27 protein-coding genes and 1 pseudogene are annotated in these 22,580 nt (G+C 42.3%); 19 read left to right on the top strand and 9 right to left on the bottom strand.

All coding sequences use genetic code 11. The features are described from left to right. Positions 1-26: 26 nt before the first annotated feature. From gvpU to EKQ44_RS18310, 4 genes are all read right to left on the bottom strand, one after another. Positions 27-440, bottom strand: coding sequence for a gas vesicle accessory protein GvpU (gvpU, locus tag EKQ44_RS18325; RefSeq protein WP_237665003.1), 414 nt, complete (start codon positions 438-440; stop codon positions 27-29). A gap of 379 nt (positions 441-819) precedes the next feature. After that, positions 820-1,449, bottom strand: coding sequence for a LysE family transporter (locus tag EKQ44_RS18320; protein WP_237665002.1), 630 nt, complete (start codon positions 1,447-1,449; stop codon positions 820-822). 98 nt (positions 1,450-1,547) lie between these two features. Continuing rightward, entirely contained in the window at positions 1,548-1,796 is a 249-nt protein-coding gene (locus EKQ44_RS18315) for a hypothetical protein (RefSeq protein WP_237665001.1), read from the bottom strand. A gap of 9 nt (positions 1,797-1,805) precedes the next feature. Next, positions 1,806-2,318 (bottom strand): DUF3231 family protein, encoded by a 513-nt coding sequence (locus EKQ44_RS18310; RefSeq protein ID WP_237665000.1) that lies wholly within the window; start codon positions 2,316-2,318, stop codon positions 1,806-1,808. A 164-nt stretch (positions 2,319-2,482) separates the two neighbouring features. Between EKQ44_RS18310 and EKQ44_RS18305 the strand changes: the two genes are divergently transcribed. Further along, positions 2,483-3,337 carry a dimethylarginine dimethylaminohydrolase family protein gene (locus EKQ44_RS18305; RefSeq protein WP_237664999.1) on the top strand — a complete coding sequence of 285 codons (855 nt, stop codon included), beginning with the start codon at positions 2,483-2,485 and terminating at the stop codon, positions 3,335-3,337. Positions 3,338-3,711: 374 nt separating this feature from the next. Then, positions 3,712-4,194 carry an HIT family protein gene (locus tag EKQ44_RS18300; protein WP_237664998.1) on the top strand — a complete coding sequence of 161 codons (483 nt, stop codon included), beginning with the start codon at positions 3,712-3,714 and terminating at the stop codon, positions 4,192-4,194. 46 nt (positions 4,195-4,240) lie between these two features. Here EKQ44_RS18300 and EKQ44_RS18295 read toward each other — a convergent pair whose 3' ends face one another. Next, entirely contained in the window at positions 4,241-4,795 is a 555-nt protein-coding gene (locus EKQ44_RS18295; RefSeq protein WP_237664997.1) for a nitroreductase family protein, read from the bottom strand. A gap of 204 nt (positions 4,796-4,999) precedes the next feature. On the opposite strand from EKQ44_RS18295, the gene EKQ44_RS18290 reads away from it, so the two are divergent. Together EKQ44_RS18290 and EKQ44_RS18285 are read left to right on the top strand one after the other, a co-directional pair. Beyond that, positions 5,000-5,530, top strand: coding sequence for a histidine phosphatase family protein (locus tag EKQ44_RS18290; protein ID WP_237664996.1), 531 nt, complete (start codon positions 5,000-5,002; stop codon positions 5,528-5,530). A 296-nt stretch (positions 5,531-5,826) separates the two neighbouring features. Beyond that, complete coding sequence (locus tag EKQ44_RS18285; protein ID WP_237664995.1) at positions 5,827-6,204, top strand: nuclear transport factor 2 family protein; 378 nt, start codon at positions 5,827-5,829, stop codon at positions 6,202-6,204. 38 nt (positions 6,205-6,242) lie between these two features. Here the strand turns inward: EKQ44_RS18285 and EKQ44_RS18280 are convergent, their stop codons facing one another. Beyond that, a complete protein-coding gene (locus EKQ44_RS18280; RefSeq protein WP_237664994.1) occupies positions 6,243-6,485 on the bottom strand; it encodes a hypothetical protein in 243 nt (80 codons plus the stop codon). A 76-nt stretch (positions 6,486-6,561) separates the two neighbouring features. Further along, positions 6,562-7,194: an HNH endonuclease family protein gene (locus tag EKQ44_RS18275; protein ID WP_237664993.1), complete on the bottom strand. Its 633-nt coding sequence runs from the start codon at positions 7,192-7,194 to the stop codon at positions 6,562-6,564. Between the two features lie 175 nt (positions 7,195-7,369). Between EKQ44_RS18275 and EKQ44_RS21595 the strand changes: the two are divergent. The 9 genes and pseudogenes from EKQ44_RS21595 to EKQ44_RS18230 form a co-directional block, all read left to right on the top strand. Beyond that, a pseudogene (locus EKQ44_RS21595) lies at positions 7,370-7,861 on the top strand (ribonuclease FAU-1 family protein); the annotation flags it as partial. A 162-nt stretch (positions 7,862-8,023) separates the two neighbouring features. Further along, a complete protein-coding gene (locus tag EKQ44_RS18265) occupies positions 8,024-8,557 on the top strand; it encodes a GNAT family N-acetyltransferase (RefSeq protein WP_237665128.1) in 534 nt (177 codons plus the stop codon). A gap of 60 nt (positions 8,558-8,617) precedes the next feature. After that, a complete protein-coding gene (locus tag EKQ44_RS18260) occupies positions 8,618-9,439 on the top strand; it encodes a GNAT family N-acetyltransferase (RefSeq protein WP_237664992.1) in 822 nt (273 codons plus the stop codon). 64 nt (positions 9,440-9,503) lie between these two features. Then, the gene (locus EKQ44_RS18255; RefSeq protein WP_237664991.1) at positions 9,504-9,881 is read left to right on the top strand and encodes a hypothetical protein; all 378 of its coding nucleotides are present in this window, start codon (positions 9,504-9,506) and stop codon (positions 9,879-9,881) included. Between the two features lie 41 nt (positions 9,882-9,922). Next, positions 9,923-10,483, top strand: a complete 561-nt coding sequence (locus tag EKQ44_RS18250; RefSeq protein ID WP_237665127.1) for a GNAT family N-acetyltransferase — start codon at positions 9,923-9,925, stop codon at positions 10,481-10,483. A gap of 294 nt (positions 10,484-10,777) precedes the next feature. Beyond that, a complete protein-coding gene (locus EKQ44_RS18245) occupies positions 10,778-11,011 on the top strand; it encodes a hypothetical protein (protein ID WP_237664990.1) in 234 nt (77 codons plus the stop codon). Then, complete coding sequence (locus EKQ44_RS18240; protein WP_237664989.1) at positions 11,001-11,342, top strand: type II toxin-antitoxin system PemK/MazF family toxin; 342 nt, start codon at positions 11,001-11,003, stop codon at positions 11,340-11,342. The genes EKQ44_RS18245 and EKQ44_RS18240 overlap by 11 nt, the downstream gene beginning before the upstream one ends. A 579-nt stretch (positions 11,343-11,921) precedes the next feature. After that, positions 11,922-13,295: a 23S rRNA (uracil(1939)-C(5))-methyltransferase RlmD gene (gene rlmD, locus EKQ44_RS18235; protein WP_237664988.1), complete on the top strand. Its 1,374-nt coding sequence runs from the start codon at positions 11,922-11,924 to the stop codon at positions 13,293-13,295. A gap of 420 nt (positions 13,296-13,715) precedes the next feature. After that, positions 13,716-14,732: an STAS domain-containing protein gene (locus EKQ44_RS18230; RefSeq protein WP_237664987.1), complete on the top strand. Its 1,017-nt coding sequence runs from the start codon at positions 13,716-13,718 to the stop codon at positions 14,730-14,732. A 221-nt stretch (positions 14,733-14,953) separates the two neighbouring features. Here EKQ44_RS18230 and EKQ44_RS18225 read toward each other — a convergent pair whose 3' ends face one another. Beyond that, positions 14,954-15,829: a mechanosensitive ion channel family protein gene (locus EKQ44_RS18225; protein ID WP_237664986.1), complete on the bottom strand. Its 876-nt coding sequence runs from the start codon at positions 15,827-15,829 to the stop codon at positions 14,954-14,956. A 516-nt stretch (positions 15,830-16,345) separates the two neighbouring features. On the opposite strand from EKQ44_RS18225, the gene EKQ44_RS18220 reads away from it, so the two are divergent. The 6 genes from EKQ44_RS18220 to EKQ44_RS18195 all read left to right on the top strand — a co-directional run bounded on the left by EKQ44_RS18220 (position 16,346) and on the right by EKQ44_RS18195 (position 22,185). Next, positions 16,346-17,932, top strand: coding sequence for a BCCT family transporter (locus tag EKQ44_RS18220; RefSeq protein ID WP_237665126.1), 1,587 nt, complete (start codon positions 16,346-16,348; stop codon positions 17,930-17,932). A gap of 132 nt (positions 17,933-18,064) precedes the next feature. Then, entirely contained in the window at positions 18,065-19,327 is a 1,263-nt protein-coding gene (locus EKQ44_RS18215) for an MFS transporter (protein WP_237664985.1), read from the top strand. 127 nt (positions 19,328-19,454) lie between these two features. Beyond that, entirely contained in the window at positions 19,455-19,988 is a 534-nt protein-coding gene (locus EKQ44_RS18210) for a hypothetical protein (protein ID WP_237664984.1), read from the top strand. A 338-nt stretch (positions 19,989-20,326) separates the two neighbouring features. Then, positions 20,327-21,295: a tRNA dihydrouridine synthase gene (locus EKQ44_RS18205; RefSeq protein ID WP_237664983.1), complete on the top strand. Its 969-nt coding sequence runs from the start codon at positions 20,327-20,329 to the stop codon at positions 21,293-21,295. A 192-nt stretch (positions 21,296-21,487) separates the two neighbouring features. Then, entirely contained in the window at positions 21,488-21,676 is a 189-nt protein-coding gene (locus EKQ44_RS18200; RefSeq protein ID WP_237664982.1) for a hypothetical protein, read from the top strand. Positions 21,677-21,735: 59 nt separating this feature from the next. Further along, positions 21,736-22,185 carry a staygreen family protein gene (locus EKQ44_RS18195; protein ID WP_237664981.1) on the top strand — a complete coding sequence of 150 codons (450 nt, stop codon included), beginning with the start codon at positions 21,736-21,738 and terminating at the stop codon, positions 22,183-22,185. A gap of 100 nt (positions 22,186-22,285) precedes the next feature. Here EKQ44_RS18195 and EKQ44_RS18190 read toward each other — a convergent pair whose 3' ends face one another. Next, the gene (locus EKQ44_RS18190) at positions 22,286-22,435 is read right to left on the bottom strand and encodes a hypothetical protein (RefSeq protein ID WP_237664980.1); all 150 of its coding nucleotides are present in this window, start codon (positions 22,433-22,435) and stop codon (positions 22,286-22,288) included. Between the last annotated feature and the right edge of the window lie 145 nt (positions 22,436-22,580).

Below are 22,580 nucleotides of genomic sequence, written 5' to 3'. Positions count from 1 at the left end.
TTTCTATGTTTGATAAAGTAATTTGCTTAAAGCTTGAATGAAAAAGCATCAATCGAATCAATCCTTCCACGCCACCAAGCGTGACTCTTGAAAGGAGATTGTGTGTTTGCCGAAATATATACAGCATCCTTAAGATGAATAAATGTAGCGATCATATCCTGTTTGCTTTTTTCTTCTTCTTTTTGCTTTTCACTGATATAGGCTTCTTTAAGATCTGTGAATTTCTTATGTAGGACATGAGAAAGGACACTATTCTCCACATCATCTGCTGATGAAATGATTCCCTCATAATAGGTATGCGGACCGACAAGCGTCCCCGCAATCACTGCCCCATTCACATTTAACGTAAGCCCAATCTCCATCCCGTCCTTATCCGTTAGGTCAAGGAGCGTTTGCAGCACTGCATCATCCGTGGATACGTTTTCCTCTTTTTTCGCCATTTTTTACCCCACCCATTCGTTTATGTTCCTTTAATCAAGCACATAGTTAGTATAGGTAAATAGGGGTAGGATATTCTGGAAGTTTGTGCAAATGAAGACATTAAAAGGAGGGGGGAAACGAAAAAAAGCCCGATCAGCACGGGCTCTCAGTGTATAGACAAAGCTTAAAATAATGATATTCCCTAGTTGATTGTAGTGGAAGGAGCGAAGACTCCTGCGGGAGGAAAGGACATGGAAGACCCCGCAGGGCGTAGCCCGAGGAGGCTTCCGGACTGCCCGCGGAAAGCGAAGCTCCTGCAACGAAGATCAACTCTTCAAACAGAAAACCTAACTAGTTTATAGTTTGTCAACAGTCTGAAAGCTCGATCAGCATACCCTCTCACATAAACAATAATAGAAAGGCTTGTACTCCAAAATAAATACCGAACCCAATCATTGAAAGAGACGAAATAATGGAGATGAACACAAGGAAATTTGTGTGTAACAGGTTCCTTGCGATACTTGAAATCGTGGCCATGAACACATCCCATAATAATATCCCGCAGATGATCGCCGCACTATATATAGCCAATTGACTACTGGAAAAAGAGGAGGCCGTTTTTGCTAAAACGGATCCATATATACCAAGCCAAAAAAGAATGGTAAGCGGGTTTGAGATAGATAGCAGGAACCCGGAAGTCCATGATCGAAGCAATGTCGTCTTTCCTTTTGGGCCATCCACAAAATGTGATTTTTTACTCTTTATCAAACTCTCTATTCCCGTATACGTGAGCACAAAGAAACCAAAAAGCCAGAGAAACGCCTTCATCATCGGCTGTTCAATAAAATGAATCATTCCCATATATACAAGCAACATATAGCAAATATCTGCAATGAGCGCCCCAACCCCGAATATCCAAGCATGTCCAAAACCAAGTCGCAATCCTTTATCCAACTGCGCAGCATTGACCGGTCCAATAGGTGCTGCCAAGGATACCCCTAAGAATATGTAAGTAAAAATGGAATTCATATTGTAGCCCTCCCCATCCTCTCCTTACATTTCTATTCACCATCTAGGGGTTGTACCACTATTTCCATAAAAAAGAGCCCCATCATTGGGACTCTGCATTAATCGTTCCGTATCGCATTCACAGCTGCTTGTGTCTCTTTCAAGAGCCTGAGCATATCCTGTGCCTTTTGTTCTTCTATAGAAGAAGGGTGATTTCCTTTAGCTTCTTTCAACACTTGTTCCGCTCTCTCGATTGCCTGTTGGGAATAACCAAGATTATCACCAGTGCTTTCCAACTGGGTGGCATAAACTGCTTCATCAGCATGTTTGATAGCTTTAGTTAACGTATCATTTTGTTCATGTGCCATAACGGTACCCTACTTGTGTTCAGGCCCATTTAGGTGTAAAGGTGGAGGAACGAGCCATCCCTTACTTTTATTAAGTTTTAAAAGTTTTGCGCCATATTGTGCCTTTGTCATATGAAATTGGCCATACATCAAGGCAATATCCTCACGGATGCATTGTGCAATGACTTGGCTGCATGCCACAAGGGCTTCACCAGTGTTTTTAGACAACGTCGCACTGATTTCCGGATCACTGAACCTTGCTCCGACTGGTATTTCCTCCAAGTTTGCTGTTGGTCGTTCTGGTGGTGCAGGAGGTAATCCAATACCATTAGCCTTAAGCACTTGTTCAATTTGTTTATTCTCTTCTTTTAAACCTTGAATGCCTTCCTCTACCAGTTTTCTCAGATCTTCATCACCGGTATGATTCACAAACGTTTGGGAAGCGGCAATAGATCCATGATTCGCTAATAGATTGGACCACATTCCAAATACTTCTCCATAATGTAAAGGTTCATTCTGAGGATTTCCGTCTAAAATTCCCATGATAACACTCCCTATTTTCCCAAGATTCATGTGAGGCTCCTTTGTCAAGGATTTGCCCAGTTAGTTTGTGCAATAAATATAATCCTACACATTCAAATGAGTATCATTTATTCGTTTCCTTTTGGCAACAATAGAAAATAGAATTTAGTAATGGGGGTCTATTAATGTCATTATTTTCTAAAAGTCCACTGCGACCACATGTAAGAAGTGAGTATGATGTGTTAAAAAAAGTCATCCTGTGTAAACCAGAGCATATGACGATTCGAGAAGTCATCAATGAAACGCAGAAAAAGTTCAAAAATGAAGGCATTCATATCGAAATCGCAATGGCTCAACATAAAAAGTTTGTGGATACATTGGAAGAGCAAGGAGTGGAAGTGATTCTCCTACCTGCGATCAAAATGTTTCCAGAGCAGGTTTTCACACGTGATATTGGCTTCACCCTCGGAAATATTCTTTTTGTTGCGGAAATGGCCAACAAAATAAGACAAGGGGAAGAAGAAGTCCTGAAAAGCATGCTGGAGCAACATGAAATCTCCTATTTGAATTTAAAAGGCGACATGATTGAAGGTGGAGATGTCATCATCAATGGCGAAACCGTCTATGTCGGCATAAGTAATCGTACAAACGAGGATGCAATCGAACACCTGCAAACCATCCTGCCGCATTATGAAGTCGTAAAGGTTCCATTCAAGGAGAAATACCTACACCTGGATTGTGTGTTCAATATCATTTCACCTACAGAAGCACTTTATTACCCAACAGCGTTCACACAACAAGAAATAGACATCCTTTCTTCCCGATTTGAGTTGATCGAAGTAACAGAAGATGAACAGTTCTCCCTTGGCACAAACGTACTCAACATAGGCAACAAAAAAATCTTCAGCCTCCCAGTTAACCCAAAAGTAAACGCAGAGCTCAAGCAAAGAGGCTATGAAGTGATCGAAGTCGACATCATGGAAATCATCAAATCCGGTGGCTCCTTCCGCTGCTGCACGCTCCCGATCCTGCGAGAATAGAGGGAGACTCGGTACACTGTCTAATAAAAATTCCTAATAATCCACACAGGCGCTTTCCCTATTAAGGGGGCGTCTTTTCGTGTGTCTTAGAGGATTTTTTAAAAACAAATAGAAAGATACACTTAGTATGGTACCGTACTTATTCCAGAACCTAAAAAACCAGCGCATGAGCCTGTCACTCGTCGTGTTTTCTAGAGAAATCCATAGAAATCTCAAATTTCCCACAAGGCCAACGAAGTTTTCTGGAGTTATTGTGACTAATTTTATGGTTATTGTGACATTTCCGAGGGCTATTGTGACTAATTTTATAGGTATTGTGACATTTCTAGGAGTTATTGTGACATTTCCATATTCAAGCATAGGGGGATAAGCTTTTGCGACAAATTACATTATCAAATGGTAAGAAGGTGGAAGTGGAGTGTTTAAGTTGTGCATTAACGAGCGGCCTGATAGAGCCAGATGGGGGAGTGGTGTTGGAAACAGAGCACTTTCATGCGCATCAGGATGTGGCTTATCCGATCAAAGGATTGATCATCCTTGCTTCTAAGCGACATATCAAATGTTTGGATGAATTAACGGAAGAGGAACAACTGGAATATATTCAGGTACTGTCTAGGATCAGGAAAGCGCAAAGGGATGTGCTCGGTATAGAATATGTTTATTATTTTTACAACGAAGATACCTCGCATCATTTTCACACATGGATGGTACCGAGATATGACTGGATGTACGAATTTGGTCGTTCGGTGGAATCCGTCCGCCCGGTGTTGCTGCATGCTCGGAATAACATGAACGCAGGGGAGAATGTGGAGCAAGTGATGGAGGCGATTGAGGCATTGAGGCGGGAGTTGGGGTAGAGGAAGGGAGTCGAGGTGACAGGCACCCCGACCAATCTTCATAACTCTAATTTTTAAAAGTTGTCAGCTTCTTTTCCGAGGAAGTTCGCTGTCTTTTTGGTGGCACCTGTTCAAAGTATCCCAAATGCAAGAACCCAGCAATCTTTTCTCCAGGCTGAACGCCTAATATTTTATGCACCTTTGGATCGTATATATGCGGATTGGTTTTCCAGACAACGCCAAGCTTTTGTTCCCAGGCAAGCAGCTGGAAGTTCTGTATTAGGCAACTCACAGCCCCGAAGTTTTCCTCCCACTGCTTTTGTCTCGGGTCTTCCTCCATTACCACGATTAGAAAGGCAGCCGGCTGACTGAAATAATTCCTTCTATTTTCCTGCATTTCTGAGGGAAAGGTTTTGACAAGCTTCTCAACAAATCCTTCCTTCTCACTTGAAGATACAAAAATGAACCGCCAAGGCTCTCTTAATCCATGATTCGGTGCCCAGACTGCATCGTCCAGTATTTCAAGCACCGTTTCCTGTGTCACTTCTTTATCGGTATAACCAGCTTTTATCGAACGTCGCTCACGAATGGTTTGAGCTAAGGTTGATTTATTCATTTCCATTGGATTGTCTCCTTTATATATCTTTTTCGTTATGAATGTGATTATCATTCTCAATTACATTGTAGTATAGATCTTTATGTAATTCCATATCTATGGGAGAAAAGAGAAAATTGTTCATTTTCATAAAGTGCGACTTCTAAAAGAAAGTTGTAACATTTTCCCAACCTATCCGTAATTAATAGTAGAGAGAAAGGAGATCCACACATGTCAAAAAATATATACATAGTCAGGCATTGCCAAGCTGAAGGGCAACCACCAAAATCCCAGCTTACAGAAGAAGGATTAAAACAAGCTAAGGAGTTAGCCGTATTTTTTTCCCACATACCAGTAGACAGAATTGTATCAAGCCCTTTCTTGCGAGCCATCCAGACGGTTGAACCATTAAGCAAGGAATCGAACATAAATATAGAGGTCGATGATCGTTTGGCTGAACGAACGCTCAGTTCCGTAGATTTACCGGACTGGATGGAAAAACTGGAAGCAACCTATGGAGATTTGGACCTGAAATTTGAAGGCGGGGAATCCAGTAGAGAGGCGATGGACCGGATCGTCAGCGTAGTAGAAGAAGCTTTGGAAAGTGACGCGGAAAACATCATAATTGTGACACACGGAAACATCATGTCGCTTCTGTTGAAAAACTATCAAGAAAGCTTTGGGTTCGAAGACTGGAAGAACTTGAGGAATCCAGATGTGTTTCTTTTGAAAAGAGGCGTGGTACCTTTCCGTCTCACTTAGGAGAGTGCGTGATATGAAATCCGGATTATGGCTGGCTTCTTAATTGATTATCAGGTCATCGACGGTAATGCGACCTCCCCAATTATTCAATAAACGCTCCAAAGTATTCAATAAAAAGCGCGAGTTATACGATAAACCATTAAAAGTATTCAATAAATCAGTTGAAATTGACGACAATCCATATTTTGTAAACACAAAGCTTCCAAAGTAAGCTGGAGGCCAAATAGAATGGTAGAAATTTTGGCTATGAGAGGGGCGAAGTGCCAGCCTCTACAAAAAATCAGGGGAGTGTGGAAATGAAAACAGTGGAAGAAGTGATTAATCAGTATTTTCAAGCTTGGAACGAAGGATTTATTAGCAAAAATGGAGACGGCATTAGAAGGTTCATGTCACAGGATTTTGTTGGTTACTGGGCCCATTCCGAGATTACCCAGCCTGAACCGTATTTTTACTCGTATGATCTTAATGGTGTCTTGAGTCAAATGGATGATGCTGAAAAAACATTTGAGATATACTCAGTGATTGAAAGAAATAACGGAAGCCAGAGAGTTGTCATGGGCAGGGAAACAAACGTTATAGGCGGAAGACCTTTTACTGCACAATGTATGTTTATCTGGAGACTTGAAGGAAGCGAATGGAAACTTTTGAGGGAATATATTGAGCTAGAGAAATGAGTTGAAATGGGGCGCGGTGTCCCCACGACCCCACCAACTCAACTCCGCTCCAACACCTTCACAAGCATACGGTGAATGACTTCATGATCCCGCGAATCATGCAGGCGATAGTCCTCACCAGGTAAGGTGTACCATTCCGCCGCCCCGACGTAGGTGATGGCGAGTGAAAGAGCACCATTTTCCTCACACGTCGTAACAAGTTCAAGTTCGCCGCTTATGACTCCAACCTCTTTTGTCATGACGCCGTGTGACGCAGTAAAAATAGAAGATTTCTTTTCCATATATACAACTCCTTTCATCACTAATAAAATAGTACGCCTGCCAGCACCAACTCCGCTCGCAGACGTATCATCTAATCTAGTAAGCGCAGCCGTTAAGCATCGTCTGTAAAGAAGATTTCTCCGATGACTGAAGGGTTAGGTTCCAGCGGTGTTTCGTATTAATCCACCATTTTGCATAGGCACAGCGGGCGCCGGTACGAGGTGGCTGCCATGTGGATGGGTCTTGGTCTCCTTTGGAACGGTTAACGCTTGCTGTCACGGCAATCAACTGTGGGCCGTTGAGGTCGTTGGCAAACGCACGGCGCTGTTCGGTTGTCCAGCTACTGGCTCCAGAACGCCAAGCCTCTGCCAAAGGAACAATGTGATCAATGTCAATCTCAGACGGAGAATACACAATGACACCATCAAAATAACTATACCATTTTCCGGAAGTAGTGGGACAGGTGCCAGTGTAATAGTCGGCATCGCGTTGCAAGACGATTTGGCGGGTATCGCAGCCATTGCCTTGGCCGCTCCAGTGTGGGAATAAGTCCCTCGAGTACCCGGTCATAGAGCCTTCTGATTTGACAGTCAAAGAGTTCAATTGATTTTGAGCTTCAGACTTGGACGGTGTGCCAGGTGGGAGTGCAGAGACGGTTTGTGGGTCAAGCTGCAGGGCTGAGAACGACAGGATAAATGCAAAAACAACCAACATGGATTTCTTCAGCATAGATATGCCTCCTACTATAAAATTTTTATATCAAAATCTCGTGGATGGACGAGATTTTAATAGATTTAAAATAATTCGTCGACTATGTATCTACTTGAAATAATAATATATAAAAGAGCCTTAATAAGTTAAAATATTGTAAAGATTAAGAAAAGGTACTGTCCTCCTGCGCCTGATGGACCAGCAAGGGGCGGGGAGAGTCGAAGGGACAGGTCCGTTGACCCAGAGTATAGGTTGGCTTTTCCTATGTGGGTCACGGTACCTGTCCCTACAGCACACAAGGAGGATGCCGATGCTAAAACGAAGACACGGAGATCGCTCAGAATGGAAGAGGATAGTAAAGCGGCAATACTCTCAGAAGTACATCGATAGGGATGGCTTCAAAGGATATGTGACCTTACTTAACATACATAATGTTACAGAGCCATTAACTGTAAACTATGAAGAGAAGAGTGTTTGCATTGTGGATGATGGGTACATGTGGCTTCAGCACTTTCCAAGCAATGAACATTACTCCTTGACGACCATGTTTGACGCTAATGGGGAAGTTGTTCAATGGTATATCGATATAACGAATGAGAACGGGGTAGAAAACAATCTCCCATACATGGACGACTTATTCCTTGATATCATCGTGCTCTCTTCAGGAGAAGTCATCCAAAAAGATGCGGATGAATTGGAGGAAGCCCTCACCAAAGGGATGATTAATCAGGCCCAATACCAACTCGCATGGGCGGAAGCGGAAAAAATCAACCAACAGATCGAAAACAATGACTTTCCGTTGATGTGGCTGGCAAAATTACACTTGAAGATTTTATTGGAGGAGTATATGGATATAGTTATCAGGCAAGAAAGGCAAGAGGATTATAGTAAGACAGAAGATATGGTTAAACGAGCTTTTGAACATGCGGAATTTAGTGATAAAAAGGAACACTTCCTTGTACAGAAGCTTAGAAAATCGGATGCATTCATTCCAGAGCTTTCTCTCGTAGCGATAGATGAGAAGAAGGAAATCGTGGGCCATCTTCTGTTGACTAGTATAAAAATAATAAATCAGGAAGAAGAGAATGCTTCCCTTGCCCTGGCTCCAGTTTCGGTTGCACCGGAATTTCAAAGTAAAGGAATTGGCAGCACCCTCATCCGTGAGGCCATACAAAGAGCAAGGGATCTTGGGCATACCTCCATCATCGTCTTGGGCCACAAAGATTACTATCCTAAGTTCGGCTTCAAACCGGCGAATCAATGGAACATTTCTGCCCCATTCCCAGTGCCTGCCGAAATTTTCATGGCACTTGAATTAATAGAAGGTTCCCTTCAACATGTCCAAGGAACGGTTGTTTACCCTAAAGAATTCATGGAATAGGGAAGAACGTCCGCACGTAGAAAAAAATCGTATCTAACACAAACGAAAGAGGTGTAAACCATGCTGACAAAAGATCAACTAAAACAAATCAAAGAACTTCAAAGCGCCTGCGAAAAAGAAGGCGAGTTCGAACTGAAGTTGAATGAAGACATGCTGGAAACCCGCGATGATAACAGCAAAGAAGATTTCTTTCATTATGAAGATGGGCATCTTGTAGGATTCCTTGGTTGTTATGGGTTTGGAAATAAAGTAGAAATGACAGGAATGGTCCACCCGGACTACCGTAGAAAAGGAATTTTCACAAAATTGTTTGCGGAAGCGGTGGGAGAGGTGAAAAAGCAAGAGAACACCACAATCTTGCTGAATGCGCCTAGCTCCTCTGCAAGCGCAAAAAAATTTCTAGACAGCATTCCCTGTACGTTCGAGATGGCGGAGTATCAAATGAAATGGGAAGCAGGTGAGCTATTTGAGGCCACTTCCATAATCATAAGGCCATCATCGTCCCAGGAAGATATGGAAGCGGAAATCAATCTAGAAATGGCCTGCTTTGGCTTTACCGAACAAGAAGCACGAAGCTTTAACCAGCGAATGAAGCAATTAAACAGTGAAGACATGTACATCATTGAAGCGGAAGGGCGAACTGCCGGGAAAATCAGAGTATCTGAAACAAATGGGGAAGCTTGGATATATGGATTCGCAGTCTTTCCTGAGCTACAAGGCAAGGGGATTGGCCGGAAAGCCTTATCTAAAGTGGTGAAAATGGAGACTGCAAAAGGATTTCCGGTCTTTTTAGAGGTAGAAGCGAGGAATGCCCATGCGCTAAAACTCTATGAATCTTGTGGATTCAGGAGCTATCATTCACAAGATTATTATAAGTACTAAAGGGGGGTGGATGAAGAGCTCTTGTATAACTTCATTCACTAGCTAACCCTTAGGAGGATACTACATGCTAAAACGTCTCACCATCATCACCCTCATTGCCGTCATCCTAGGAATAGTCGCGTACAATAACAGATTTTACTACGCTCCGCTGCCAGTAGAGTCCGTTAGTAAAAAGGAAGTCTTGCAGTCTATCAATGAAACCTCAGAACCCATCGTTAGAATTGCGAACGAGGATGGATATGATTGGTATATTACACGAGCGAATCAAGGAGAATATAGAGAGTCTTTTAAAGAAATGCTTGGTAAAAATGGATGGGAGTTTGAATATCAAGAAGGTAGTGGTTACTTTTTTGATAAAGAGGAAGAGACGCTGATAGCTACCACACAGATGTGGACAGGGAATTATGTGATCGTGAAGTTGCCCGAGGGGTGGGAAGAGTGAATCTTTGAACAAACAGTAGGGGGGAGAAAAGAATGACCAACATAAAACCGATCTTAAAAGAGTTTCCATCAGAGTTCACCACAGATAGACTTTTAATCAGATTGCCATTGCCAGGAGACGGTCCTGCAGTGCATGATGCCATCATGCACTCTCTTCCTGAATTGAAACCGTGGATGATTTTTGCGCAACATGATCAGACAGTGGAAGATGTGGAAGCAAATATTAGAGAAAGTCATGCGGAATTTTTACAGAGAAAAGATTTAAGGCTTTTGGTTTTCCTAAAAGATACCGGTGAATTCGTCGCTTCGTCAGGGTTACATCGCATCGACTGGGCCATTCCGAAGTTTGAAATTGGGTATTGGATCGATTCACGGTTCAGCGGCAAAGGTTACATAACTGAAGCGGTGGAAGGGATTACCCAGTTTGCTTTTGAACAGCTGGGGGCCAATCGGGTGGAGATCCGTTGTGATTCCATGAATGTGAAAAGCAGAGCAGTTGCTGAGAGAGCCGGATACGAGCTGGAGGGAATCCTGAAAAAAAGTGAGCGTGATGTGGCTGGAGAGCTGCGGGATACGTGCGTTTTTGCGAAAGTGCCTTTATAGCAGGTAAGTAGAGACAAGTGTGATCACACTTGTTTTTTTTGTGGAGAAAAACTGGCCATTTTTAGCGAAGTTGTAGAAGTTGGGGGAGAAGTGGTAGAACATCCTTTGGGAAATGTAGAAGTTGGCCGTTATAAGGTAGAAGGTGAAAGGTAAAATAGTATGGAAGTAGAGATCGCACCATCTTCCCAATTAGATGATTTGGACAAAACACTAAGCCACCCCGTTCCTTCCTGTTTAGTCATCTGATTCAATGATATACTAAATATAAGTTCAATAAGAAATGAGGTGTTAGAATTGTCAGCTTTAAAAAAAGAAGATGTATTGAATGAAATTGATGCATTGGAACAATTTATTAAGTCATTATCAGATGATGAAAGAGAAGCCTTTTCAAAGCATATTAAAAGCATTAAGAAGAAGGTTCAAGAGCTTTTAAGTGAAGAAGATGAGCATCTTTACAATGGAATTGTCAATAAATCGCTTCAAGAAGTGTGGGACAATGAAAAGGATGATGCTTATAATGACTTATAACAAGAAAGACATTATTCTAGTTCCATTCCCCTTTAATGACAAACCTGGCTTTAAGAAAAGACCTGCTACTATTATCAGTAATGACGAGCATGGCAAACAATATGGAAAATATATTTGTGTAGCAATTACTAGCCAAGAAAAACCATATGGCAAAGAACGTTATGAGCATAAATTGCGAAAAACAAAATCTGTAGGTTTGCTTTTTGATAACCAGTGGGTGCTCCCCAATAAATTATTCTCCATCGAAGACAGTATAATCACCAAAAAATTAGGCACCATGGATTCATCTGATTTTGAAACATTAGAGTTAATGTTTCAAGACTTATTCTGAAGACTATAGGCTTGACTCACTAAGGGATGGTTCGTCGTACTTCCATGGAAGCACGGCGAACCGTCCTTTTTTAGCGAAGTTGTAGAAGGTTGGGGTGAAATGGTAGAACATCCTTTGGGAAATGTAGAAGTAGACGTGGGAAATGTAGAAGTTGGCCGTTATAAGGTAGAAGGTAAAGTTTGAAAGGTAGAATAGTATAGAAGCATAGTTAAAACCATCTTCTCAGATCCACTGAGAATGCCTTGTTCATTCTGGAGATTATATGCTCTACTCAACTAAGGGATGGTTCGCAGGCCATGCTCCAATGAGAGCACGGCGAACTGTCCCTTTTTAGCGAAATTGTAGAAGTGTAAGCTAAAACGGTAGAACATCGTTCGGGAAATGTAGAAGTCAGCTCGGGAAATGTAGAAGCTGTCCGTAAAATGGTAGAAGGTGAGAGCCAAGAGGTAGAATGGTCCGTAAGCATAAAAATAATTTACCAGTAAGCAAAAGCAAGTAACCGACAACCCCAACTGGCAAGCCCATCCCCCATATGGTACAATCGGAACAGCGATTTTAACGTGAAGGAAGAGAAAATACATGACAGTACCCGTTCAGAAAAATGAATACTACGATGTCACCGTCCAGGATCTGACCCATGATGGCGCCGGCGTAGCAAAAATAGATGGCTTTCCGATCTTCGTCCAAAATGCCCTTCCGGACGAGGAGATTAAAGTCAAAATTATCAAAGTGAAAAAAGGATATGCATTCGGTCGACTTGAGGAGATCCACAAGACAAGTCCTTACCGTGTCGATGCCCCGTGCCCGATTTATAAGCAATGCGGGGGCTGCCAGCTTCAGCATCTGAGCTATGAAGGTCAACTTGTGGCGAAGCAAAAGCAGGTCAAGGATGTCCTTGAACGCATCGGACACCTAAAAGACGTGCCGGTTCATGCGGTACTTGGCATGGATCACAATCCGTGGCGTTACCGAAACAAAGCCCAGGTTCCAATCGGTGAGCGCGAAGGTGGATTGATTGCAGGCTTTTACCAGCAACGCAGTCATGAAATCATCGACATGAAGGAATGCTTGATCCAGCAGGAAATCAACGACCGTGTCGTCCAAACGGTCCGCGAAATCTGCGACAAACATGGCGTTCGTGCTTATAACGAAAAAACACACAAAGGTGTGCTTCGTCACGTGATGGCCCGCTATGGCCTAGTCACTGGCGAAGTGATGATCGTGCTCATTAGCCGTACTCCAGATATCCCGAATCGCAAGGCAATTGTCGAAGAGATAGTAGCAGCCCTGCCGGAAGTGAAGTCCGTTGTGCAGAACGTCAATATGAAGAAAACAAACGTAATTTTCGGGGATGAAACGCGTGTGCTTTGGGGCAACGAATACATTTATGATTTCATCGGCGATATCAAGTTTGCGATTTCTGCGAGATCCTTCTACCAGGTCAACCCGGAGCAAACGAAGGTTTTGTATGACAAAGCGCTCGATTATGCCGACCTGACAGGCGAAGAGAGTGTCATTGACGCATACTGCGGAATTGGAACCATCTCCTTGTTCCTGGCACAAAAGGCAAAAAAAGTGTTCGGAGTCGAAATCGTGCCAGAAGCAATTGAAGATGCCAAACGCAATGCAGAACTAAACGATATCACCAATGCAGAGTTTGCGGTAGGTGAAGCGGAAGTCGTTATCCCAAAATGGTACAAGGAAGGCAACACAGCTGACGTGTTAGTGGTAGATCCACCGCGTAAGGGCTGCGATGAAGCTCTGCTGAATACCATACTGGAAATGAAACCAAAGAAAGTTGTCTACGTATCCTGTAATCCGGCGACACTTGCAAGGGATCTGCGGGTATTGGAGGATGGGGGATATAGAACGGTTGAAGTACAGCCAGTGGACATGTTCCCGCATACCGTACATGTGGAGTGCTGTGCACAACTAATTTATGAGGAAAAATAATAGATGTAACAGTGAGTTAAGAGCCTTTCTAAGCAATTGAAAGGCTCTTTTGTTATTAAAATTTTGTAAATAGGGTATTTACAGGATAATGATGTATGAATTATAAGATTTGAAATTGGTGATGGTTAAACTGGAACAGGAAATGAAAAGATTGGAAATCAAAACAGAACTGGAGAATAGGAAGACCTGGATGATCAATTAAGAAGTACGCTAAGCGACCTTGACACCAAAAAAGCTTGCAAACATAAGGACACGCAGAAGTATTACCAGTGTCGCATTTACAGAGTGATGATAAAAACATTTGTCAAATCCTACATGTAAAAATGGCAGATATATGTAGACATGAGGTGAAAACGCATGCAAACTTTACATATATCGTGTACTATTAATCTATAAAAATAACCGTGGCGAGGTATAGACATGATAATGAAAAAGGAAATTAAAGTAGGCGATGTGGATCTGAAATGGGATCTGGAGACTGGACAAGTCCTCTTTGATGGTGGAGACGTGGTATTCTTTTGGGTCTCCGCTATGAAAACATTTTTTGATACCATTAGGGAGATTTCGGGTATAGAAGCAACGAATCTGGTACTCGAAACCACAGGTTACCGTCAAGGGATAATCGTTGGCGAAGGTTTTCGTGATTTAAAGAATATTAACATGACCAACGTGGTTCAATGGATAAGCAACACGTATGCACCTGCCGGATGGGGAAAAGTTGAAATCAAAGAAATGAATGAAGAGGATAATACCTTTACCTTACATATCCAAGATGACTGGGAATATAAGATGAACAGTCTGGATGATCACAAATTTACTGGCATATTTGTGCCTTGTCACTATGCCGGAGTGTTTGCAGGGCTATTTGGGCGAAATTACTGGTATAAAATCATTCAGCTCCAGAATGACCAAAATGTAAATACCATAGTGGAATACTATCCTTCCGATGTAAATGTAGAACACAATATACATGAGCTTTCAAGGAGGAAGGAAGCGGAGCAGATTTCCCAGCTTGAAAGAATGGTGGAAGAGAAAACAAAAATGCTGCAGGCACTCGTCAAGGAGCTTTCTTCTCCGATGATTCCGGTACTCGATGGAATTGTGGTGGTGCCATTGATTGGCACCTACGATGAAGACCGTGCAGAGTATTTGATTGAAAATACACTCGCTAGATTGGGCGAGTTCCAAACACAGTATCTGCTGCTGGATCTGACCGCCTTTAACAACGATATATCTGAATATACGGCAGATCTCATTGATAAATTGGCTTCCGCCGCAAAGCTCCTCGGCACAGAAGTTATCCTGGTGGGCATTTCTGCAAAACTTGCTATGGTCATCTCTGAAACCCTGACCAATCTTAGGAAATATGAATGCCTGCAAACCCTCCAGCATGGCATCTACTACGCCCTTGGCAAAAGCGGGCGCCGGATCGTATAGACTACGCATGATTGAAGCTTATCAGGGATGATAAGCTTTTTTATGTTGGATTCTGCTCTACAAGGGTCGGGGAGGCAATTAAGTGGATAATGGTGTTGTTCCGAAAACAAGCCGAGAGGGACATTCACTGAAGGGGATTTGATGCGCCTGCCTACGTTCCATACCCCATTTTCCAGAGATGGAAAAAAGACCACAGGAGAGCCGCTCCCATGGTCCTCACACTACCGCTTCACATTCACATCCACAGGAGGCGCGCCCACAATCTCGTAGGTGGCAGAGGCGAGTTCCACTTTACCGTCACTCTGTTCGATTTCCTCCAAAATTCCGGTGAAAAGCGCATCTTTCATGATTCGGCGCTTTTTGTATTCCACGACATAACGGAGGGTGAACTGGACCCAGTTATCATTGACGGCTAACGTAACCATGGGTTTGGTGGTGGCATCCTCAATGGCGAACTTCCGGTTCATTCTCTCCCAGTATTCCCCAGCATCAATACTGTACTCTTCTGTTTTTTCCGTGGCCACCTTGTGGATCAGCTCCCTGGCATACGTATAATCACTGCCAAATCTGACGGGAATCGTAAGCTCATCCCACAAAAATGGGAAATCCGTGGAATAATTATACACGGGCTGGGTGTAAACGAAGCTGTTGGCAATTTTTACGATCCGGCCATTGTATAAGTCGCCATTTACCCATTGGCCGGCCTCCATCACCGTCGTTCGAAGGACCCCTATATCAATGACATCCCCGGTGACCCCACCGAGTTGCACCCGATCCCCTGTCTTGAACATACCGCCCACGAGGATGGTCAGCCATCCGGCAATACTTGCAATCACTTCTCGCAAGGAAAAGGCGATTCCTGCACTGGCCACCCCGAGAACCACCGTGATGCCACCAAGCATATCGCTATAAAGAATCCCGAGGAAAATGACAGCGAGGATATACCCGAAAATATTCATCGTCTTTCTCGTTTTATACCAGTTGCTGTGGTCCTTCACATAGCGCTGAACACTTTTTCTCAGGCCGGTAATGATAAAGGTGATTATGAGAATTCCCAGTAATGCAATCAGGAACTTGGTTATGGTCGTATTCGACAAGGTGTTATCCAGAATTTCATTCATATGTCGTCTCCTCTAAAAGTCTTTATGTAAAACTAGTACCCGAGAGAAGAGGGCGCAAACCAATTTGGAAAGGGTTAACAGATGGGACGGGAGTGTTATTCAAACATGGATTTGTCAAACTGATAGCATCGGAACCGTCCCTATTTCTCACAGACGGTAGTGTCAGGACCCCAAATCAGGAATTATCTGAATGTTATGTTATAATAATGCTACTTGAAAATGTTCAGGTGGATTTCATTGGAATAAACGTGGGATATCCCCTCCGTGGCATACCATGAAATCCCCTTGATATTTTAAAGTAATTTAAATCATCTCTCTTTGATGCTGGAATAGTAAGACGTATCATCTAGATACCAATACACTTCCCGCATTTATTCATCGTCCCAATAATGTGATGGAAGGGTGCCGTTGGTTCATCTAGAAAACACTACAATCAAATACGTATTTACTTCTGGCTTAGAGTAGAGATAAAGTGCTGGAGGCTTTTACGTGATGAATGGAATAAAAGGAGAGAGTAGAAAAAACTTAATAGACTACAAAATTTTTGTGCCATCGATGTTCATTATTCTAGGAATTAGTATTCCATTTGCAGTCTACGAAGCAGAGTCCCTGAATCTGTTAAATAACATTTTCAATCACATTGTGGAAATGTTTACTTGGGGATATATGTGGTATGCTGCGTTAATGGTTGCGGCCGCTTTATTTTTTTCATTTTCAAAGTATGGGAAAGTGGTGCTTGGAGATCCATTTGAGAAACCAAAGTACACCATGTTTGAATATGCTTCGATTTTAATTGCGATGGGTCTAGGATCCACCATTATGCGGACAGGCATGATTCAATGGACTAATGTTGCACTAGAACCTCCATTTGGAACGGATGCAATGTCGGCAGACGCATTGTTATGGGGAAATTCTTATAGTATGTTTTTGTGGAGTTTTCAAGTCTTTGCGATCTTTGTAATGGCAGCTCCTGCTATGGGGTACATCATGCATGTCCGTAAAAAGCCGTTGATGCGAATCTCGGAAGCATGCCGGTGCATATTTGGAGACAAATTCACAGATGGGTTCGGTGGAAAAATACTGGATGTTACTTTTTTAGTCAGTATTATCGCTGGGGCAGCTGTCACGCTTGGATTGGGAACACCCATCATTACATATAATTTATCCAAGTTGGCCAATATCGAGGTTACCTTTGGTTTGACGTTACTTGTAACCATTGTTTGGGTGGTACTATTTTCTGCAAGTGCTTATTTAGGGATTGAAAAAGGAATCAAACGATTAAGTACGCTTAATATGTATTTAGCTGCTGCTTTCGGGTTATTCATCATGATTGCAGGCCCTGGGCTATTCATCCTGAACTATTTTACTGATACTATTGGATTTTTATTTAGGAATTATATAGATATGTCTCTTTCTACAAATTCGCTGGGCCAAGGGAACTCCATTATGGAAAGCAATACCGTATTTTGGTTTGCGTATTGCGCCACTTGGGCAATGTTGCATAGTATTTTTGCGGCAAAGATCTCACGCGGTAGAACAATCAAAGAAATGATTTTGACATATCTGTTAGCACCTACACTTATTTCATGGGTTGCTACTGGCGTTCTTGGTGGTCTTAGTGTCGATCGATACCTTACGGGAGAAGTTCCTGTATTACAAATCGTCCAAGACCAAGCTGCGATGGCAGTCATTCCAGAAATACTTGCTTCTTTACCTTTTTCTACAATTGTCATAATCGTATTTGTGCTTATTACAACGATTTTCCTGACGACCACACTTGACTCCACTACGTATACTATTGCATCGTATACAGGCACAAGGGATATGAGTAAATATGAACCTTCAAAAGGGCTGCGTTTAATTGTTGCTGGAGTGGTGACGGTAATTGCTCTTGTGCTAATGAGGATTGGTGGTTTGGCACCTCTTGAAGTTCTTTCCGGCCTTATGGGAATACCGATTATCCTTATCCAATTCTTGACCATTTATGCGGCCAAGAAGATGATGGATGAGGATCGTGCTTGGGAAAGGAATGTAAGAAGAGATGTGGTAGTAGAAGGTAAAGAACGTAAGATTAGTTAGAAGTCAATCTGTTATATGTTCCCTCAAACAAGAGTTTGGGGGATTTTTATTTGTTTCGATCACAAGAAATACTGTTTCTACTGTGGCAGGAAACCCATATATATAGGGTAAAAGCTAACAGGAGTAGATAAGATGGACAAACAAAATAGTAAATTTAGATGGGTTATATTTACTTCTGTATTGTTTACATATTTATTGATGTCGGGCCAACGAACAGCTCCGGGATTGATTACAGACCAATTGATGACGGACTTTGGCATAACGGCAGCAACGGTTGGATTAGTGACAAGCATTCAATTTTTTGTATACACTAGGTTGCAAATACCAATGGGGTTTTTGGCTGATCGTTATGGACCCAGCTTTTTTCTTATTATAGGTGCCGCTCTTACAGGGATAGGTACAATCTTGTATAGTTTTGGGACACATGAATTTGTCCTATTTTCTGCTAGAATCCTAACGGGGATAGGGGATGCGACTATCTGGGTAAATATGGTGCTGATTTTAAGCCAATGGTTTAATGAAAAGGAATTTACCCGATTGATTGGTTTTGCGGGAATGACAGGGAGCCTGGGTTTCCTTATGGCAACTGTTCCTTTCTCCCTATTAATTGTCTTACTTGGTTGGAGGGGCGCGTTTCTTTCTGCTGGGGTCCTTTTATGTTTATGTAGTTTTTTTCTTTATTTTGTACTCGTAAAAAAATCAAAACAATCGCTATTCGTAAAAACTAAAAAAAAACATGAAAAAACATCAGTTCTACTACGAAGAATATTTTCGGATCGGCAGTCTTGGGCATTATTCTTTTGTCACTTTGGGATTGTCGGAGGATATATAGGGTTTATCGGTTCGTGGGCAGTTCCATATGTAATGGATGTGTATGGAATGTCACGCATAGATGCAAGCCAACTTATTATGATCAGTCTCATTGGAGCGCTTATTGGTGCACCTCTGATTGGATGGCTTTCAAGTTGTTTAGGGAAAATTAAACGGCCTTATATTTTCTTTCATATCATGGTTTTAGTATGCTGGTCTTCCTTTCTTTTATTTAGAGAGCATCCACCATATTACTTACTGATTATCCTTTTCTTTATCATTGGCTTTGGATTTGGGTCAAATTCTTTAACCTTTGCAGTCGTTCGGCAATCTTTCCCTATCACAGAATCAGGCATTGTTACCGGGTTTGCGAATACCGGTGGATTCCTAAGCGCAGTATTGCTGCCAAGCATTTTTGGCTATATATTGGATCATTTTCAGTCAACTTCAGGGAGTATTGGTCATGGATACTACTACGGCTTCCTCATTCCGGTAATCTTCTCTCTTTTTGGCTTGATGGGGGTAATGTTTATCAAGGAAAGGCGTCAGGTTGCAGGACGAAAATCAAACCGCTTGGACGACTGAACACCTCCTATTTTCGAATCTGGTGGTTCCACAAATGGAATTGTAATGAACATCCCCAAGAATAATAACCCCTAAATAGCTAATAATAACCCTCATCTGATTAAATTCGGGAAAGGGGTTAACCATTATGCTAAAAAAAGCACTGATTGTCTTTATTATTTTGGGACTGCTTACTGCTTGTGGAGGCAATGGAGATAAGGCGGGGAATGAAGCCCAAAATGTTGCCAATAAGGTTCAAGCGAAAAAGATGTCTAATAGGGGAGATTTCACGACTGCTGAAGAATTAGAAGCGATGGATCTTGATTCCAGGGACTTCAAGTGGGAAGACATTTATCTCTCAGAGCAAACATTCAATGACATTTTATACAGGTTTACCGAACCTAACGACCAAGGGGATGTACTGCTGAAGAGGGCAGAGTTAGTAGATACAAACACGGTGGAGCTAGTCGTTAATAATGCAGAAGGCGAGTCACTGGAAAATTCCCTTCAAGCTGTGTCACTAGATTCGATTGTCCGCCAACTATATAAGCATTCCGAGCTCTTCAATGGAGAAGAACCACATATCCGGATGATGGATTTAAACGGGGTTGTACTGGCAGAAAACAAAGAACCAATACATTTTGGGCAAGGAGAAAAAAAGAAAGGTAAAGGCAAGGGATAAGTTTATACGGCAATTCCTTATTTTCAATTAGAGCCTCGAAACTTGTATAAAAGAAGGCAACCAACCCCTTTGGGCGTTGCCTTTTTTACGTTTCTCCTCATACAGCCTAACCTAAAAACCCTTCCGGGATAGTAGGTATCTTCTGGCATTTTGTTTAAATAAATTCCATTGGGGGCCGTTTTTCGTTAAAATAAACATTGTCGGTTTTCGAAAGGATTTTTCCATTCACACATGTGACAAAGATACATGTGTTTGATCATAAGGTAGGAAGCATGATATAAGGTATAGGTATAAATTATGGAGCGTGGATTAGTAGGATAGGAAAGGATTTGTTTGATATGAAAGAAAATTTTTGGCGTGAATTACCGAAACCTTTTTTTGTTTTGGCGCCGATGGAAGATGTGACGGATGTTGTCTTTCGTTCTGTTGTAAGGAAAGCCGGGCGACCGGATGTGTTTTTTACAGAGTTTACAAATTCCGATAGCTATTGTCATCCGGAGGGCAAGGACAGCGTGCGTGGTCGTTTGCTTTTCACAGAAGAGGAACAGCCAATGGTGGCGCATATCTGGGGGGATAATCCTGAGTATTTCCGTCAAATGAGTATGGGCATGGCGGAGTTGGGGTTCAAAGGAATCGATATCAACATGGGTTGTCCTGTACCGAATGTGGCGACAAGAGGGAAAGGGAGCGGCCTTATCCAACGTCCGGATGTTGCCGCGGAATTGATCCAAGCTGCAAAAGCGGGCGGATTGCCTGTCAGCGTGAAAACGCGACTTGGCTTTACGGAAGTGGACGAGTGGAAGGATTGGTTGAAACATATTTTAGAACAGGATATTGCGAACCTTTCTATCCATCTGCGTACCCGTAAAGAGATGAGTGAAGTCGATGCGCATTGGGAATTGATTCCCGAGATCAAGGAATTACGGGACCGTATTGCGCCGGATACGCTTTTGACCATTAATGGAGATATTCCGGATCGTCAGAAGGGGCTAGAGCTTGCCGAGAAATATGGAATTGATGGAGTAATGATTGGACGAGGTATTTTCAAGAATCCTTTCGCTTTTGAAAAAGAACCGAAAGAGCACAGCAGCAAGGAGTATTTGGATCTATTAAGACTGCAGCTGGATCTTCAAGATCATTATGCGGAAATAGTGCCACGCTCCATCTCAAAGCTTCATCGCTTCTTCAAGATCTATGTCAAAGGATTCCGTGGGGCTGGGGAATTAAGAAATCAACTCATGAACACGAAATCAACAGACGAAGTACGTGCGTTGCTTGATAAGTTTGAAAAAGAAAATGGGTTGTAGGGACAGGCGCCTGACCCAAAATCGAACTATAAAAATCAAAGTGAAACCCCGAGAATATCTTTCATTCTCGGGGTTTTGTGTATGTCAAAAAGAAAAGGGGGCGGCGTGCCTGTCCCCAAGAATCTCCATGAAACATATTCAACCTCTTTTCCGTAATATAAATATAGAAGTACGGAGGGAGGAACCAATATCATGGATGTATCCTTACTTTTTTTCGTCATCCCCGTAATGTATTTACTGAGCTATGTGATTTTATTTTGGGTTTTTGTAGACGCAAAAGAAAAACACGGTACAAACATTGGCTGTCTTTGGGCACTAATTGTCTTCGCTACCGGTCCACTAGGTTTGATCGCTTACTTGATTGTTCGAAATGTGGATTGAGTGCAACACAAAAAAACGGGTCAAGGGCCTGTCCCCATCCCGAGGATTGGAGCTAATCTATGGGGAGATTAAATCCTGAAAAGCTACATGTGGAATTCAGGCCTGTTGTGACAACGACAAAGCCAATCCTAGGACGGAAATATACACTAACGCATTCTGACATAACAGCGGAGCTTTTTCTGACTATAGGCTTACAGTTTGCATACGACAAAATCACAAGTATGAGGGATGAGGTTATTGCAGAATGGAAAATTTCTAACTGTGGTTTGTTCCTTTATGTATACGTTTATGTAGGAGATTATGGTCCGGCTATGAACGCTCTCCGTAATACGATCTTTAGACGCGAATTGCCATTGGCACTAGAAGCTATCGTTTATGGTGATAAAATGTTCTTTAAAACAAAGCCTGCATTAACTAATTCCCCCATATGGATCAAGTTTGATTCAACGGACCCAACCTACAACCGATTTGAGTACTGGGGTACTGGTATGGATTATAGGTGGTATTGATTTAGTATAAAAAAGCCGAGAATACCAGCTATTCTCGGCTTTCTTGCGTCTATGCAAATTGTCTTCTTCATGGCCTCTATAATGACATTCCAAATTGTCTTCATCCATCCGATGATGACAATCTCGATAAGATTTTCCACTCCAAATTGTCTTCATCCATTCGATGATGACAATCTCGATAAGATTTTCCACTCCAAGTTGTCTTCATCCATTCGATGATGACAATCTCGATAAGATTTTCCACTCCCAATTGTCTTCATCCATCCGATGATGACAATCTCGATAAGATTTTCCACTCCAAATTGTCTTCATCCATCCGATGATGACAATCTCGATAAGATTTTTCACTCCAAATTGTCTTCATCCATCCGATGATGACAATCTCGATAAGATTT

Origin of the sequence: Sutcliffiella horikoshii, assembly GCF_021991925.1 — a bacterium.
Lineage (GTDB): Bacteria > Bacillota > Bacilli > Bacillales > Bacillaceae_I > Sutcliffiella_A > Sutcliffiella_A horikoshii_F.
The sequence above is the reverse complement of the archived record's forward strand: the minus strand, read 5'-3'. Positions and strand labels throughout refer to the sequence as shown.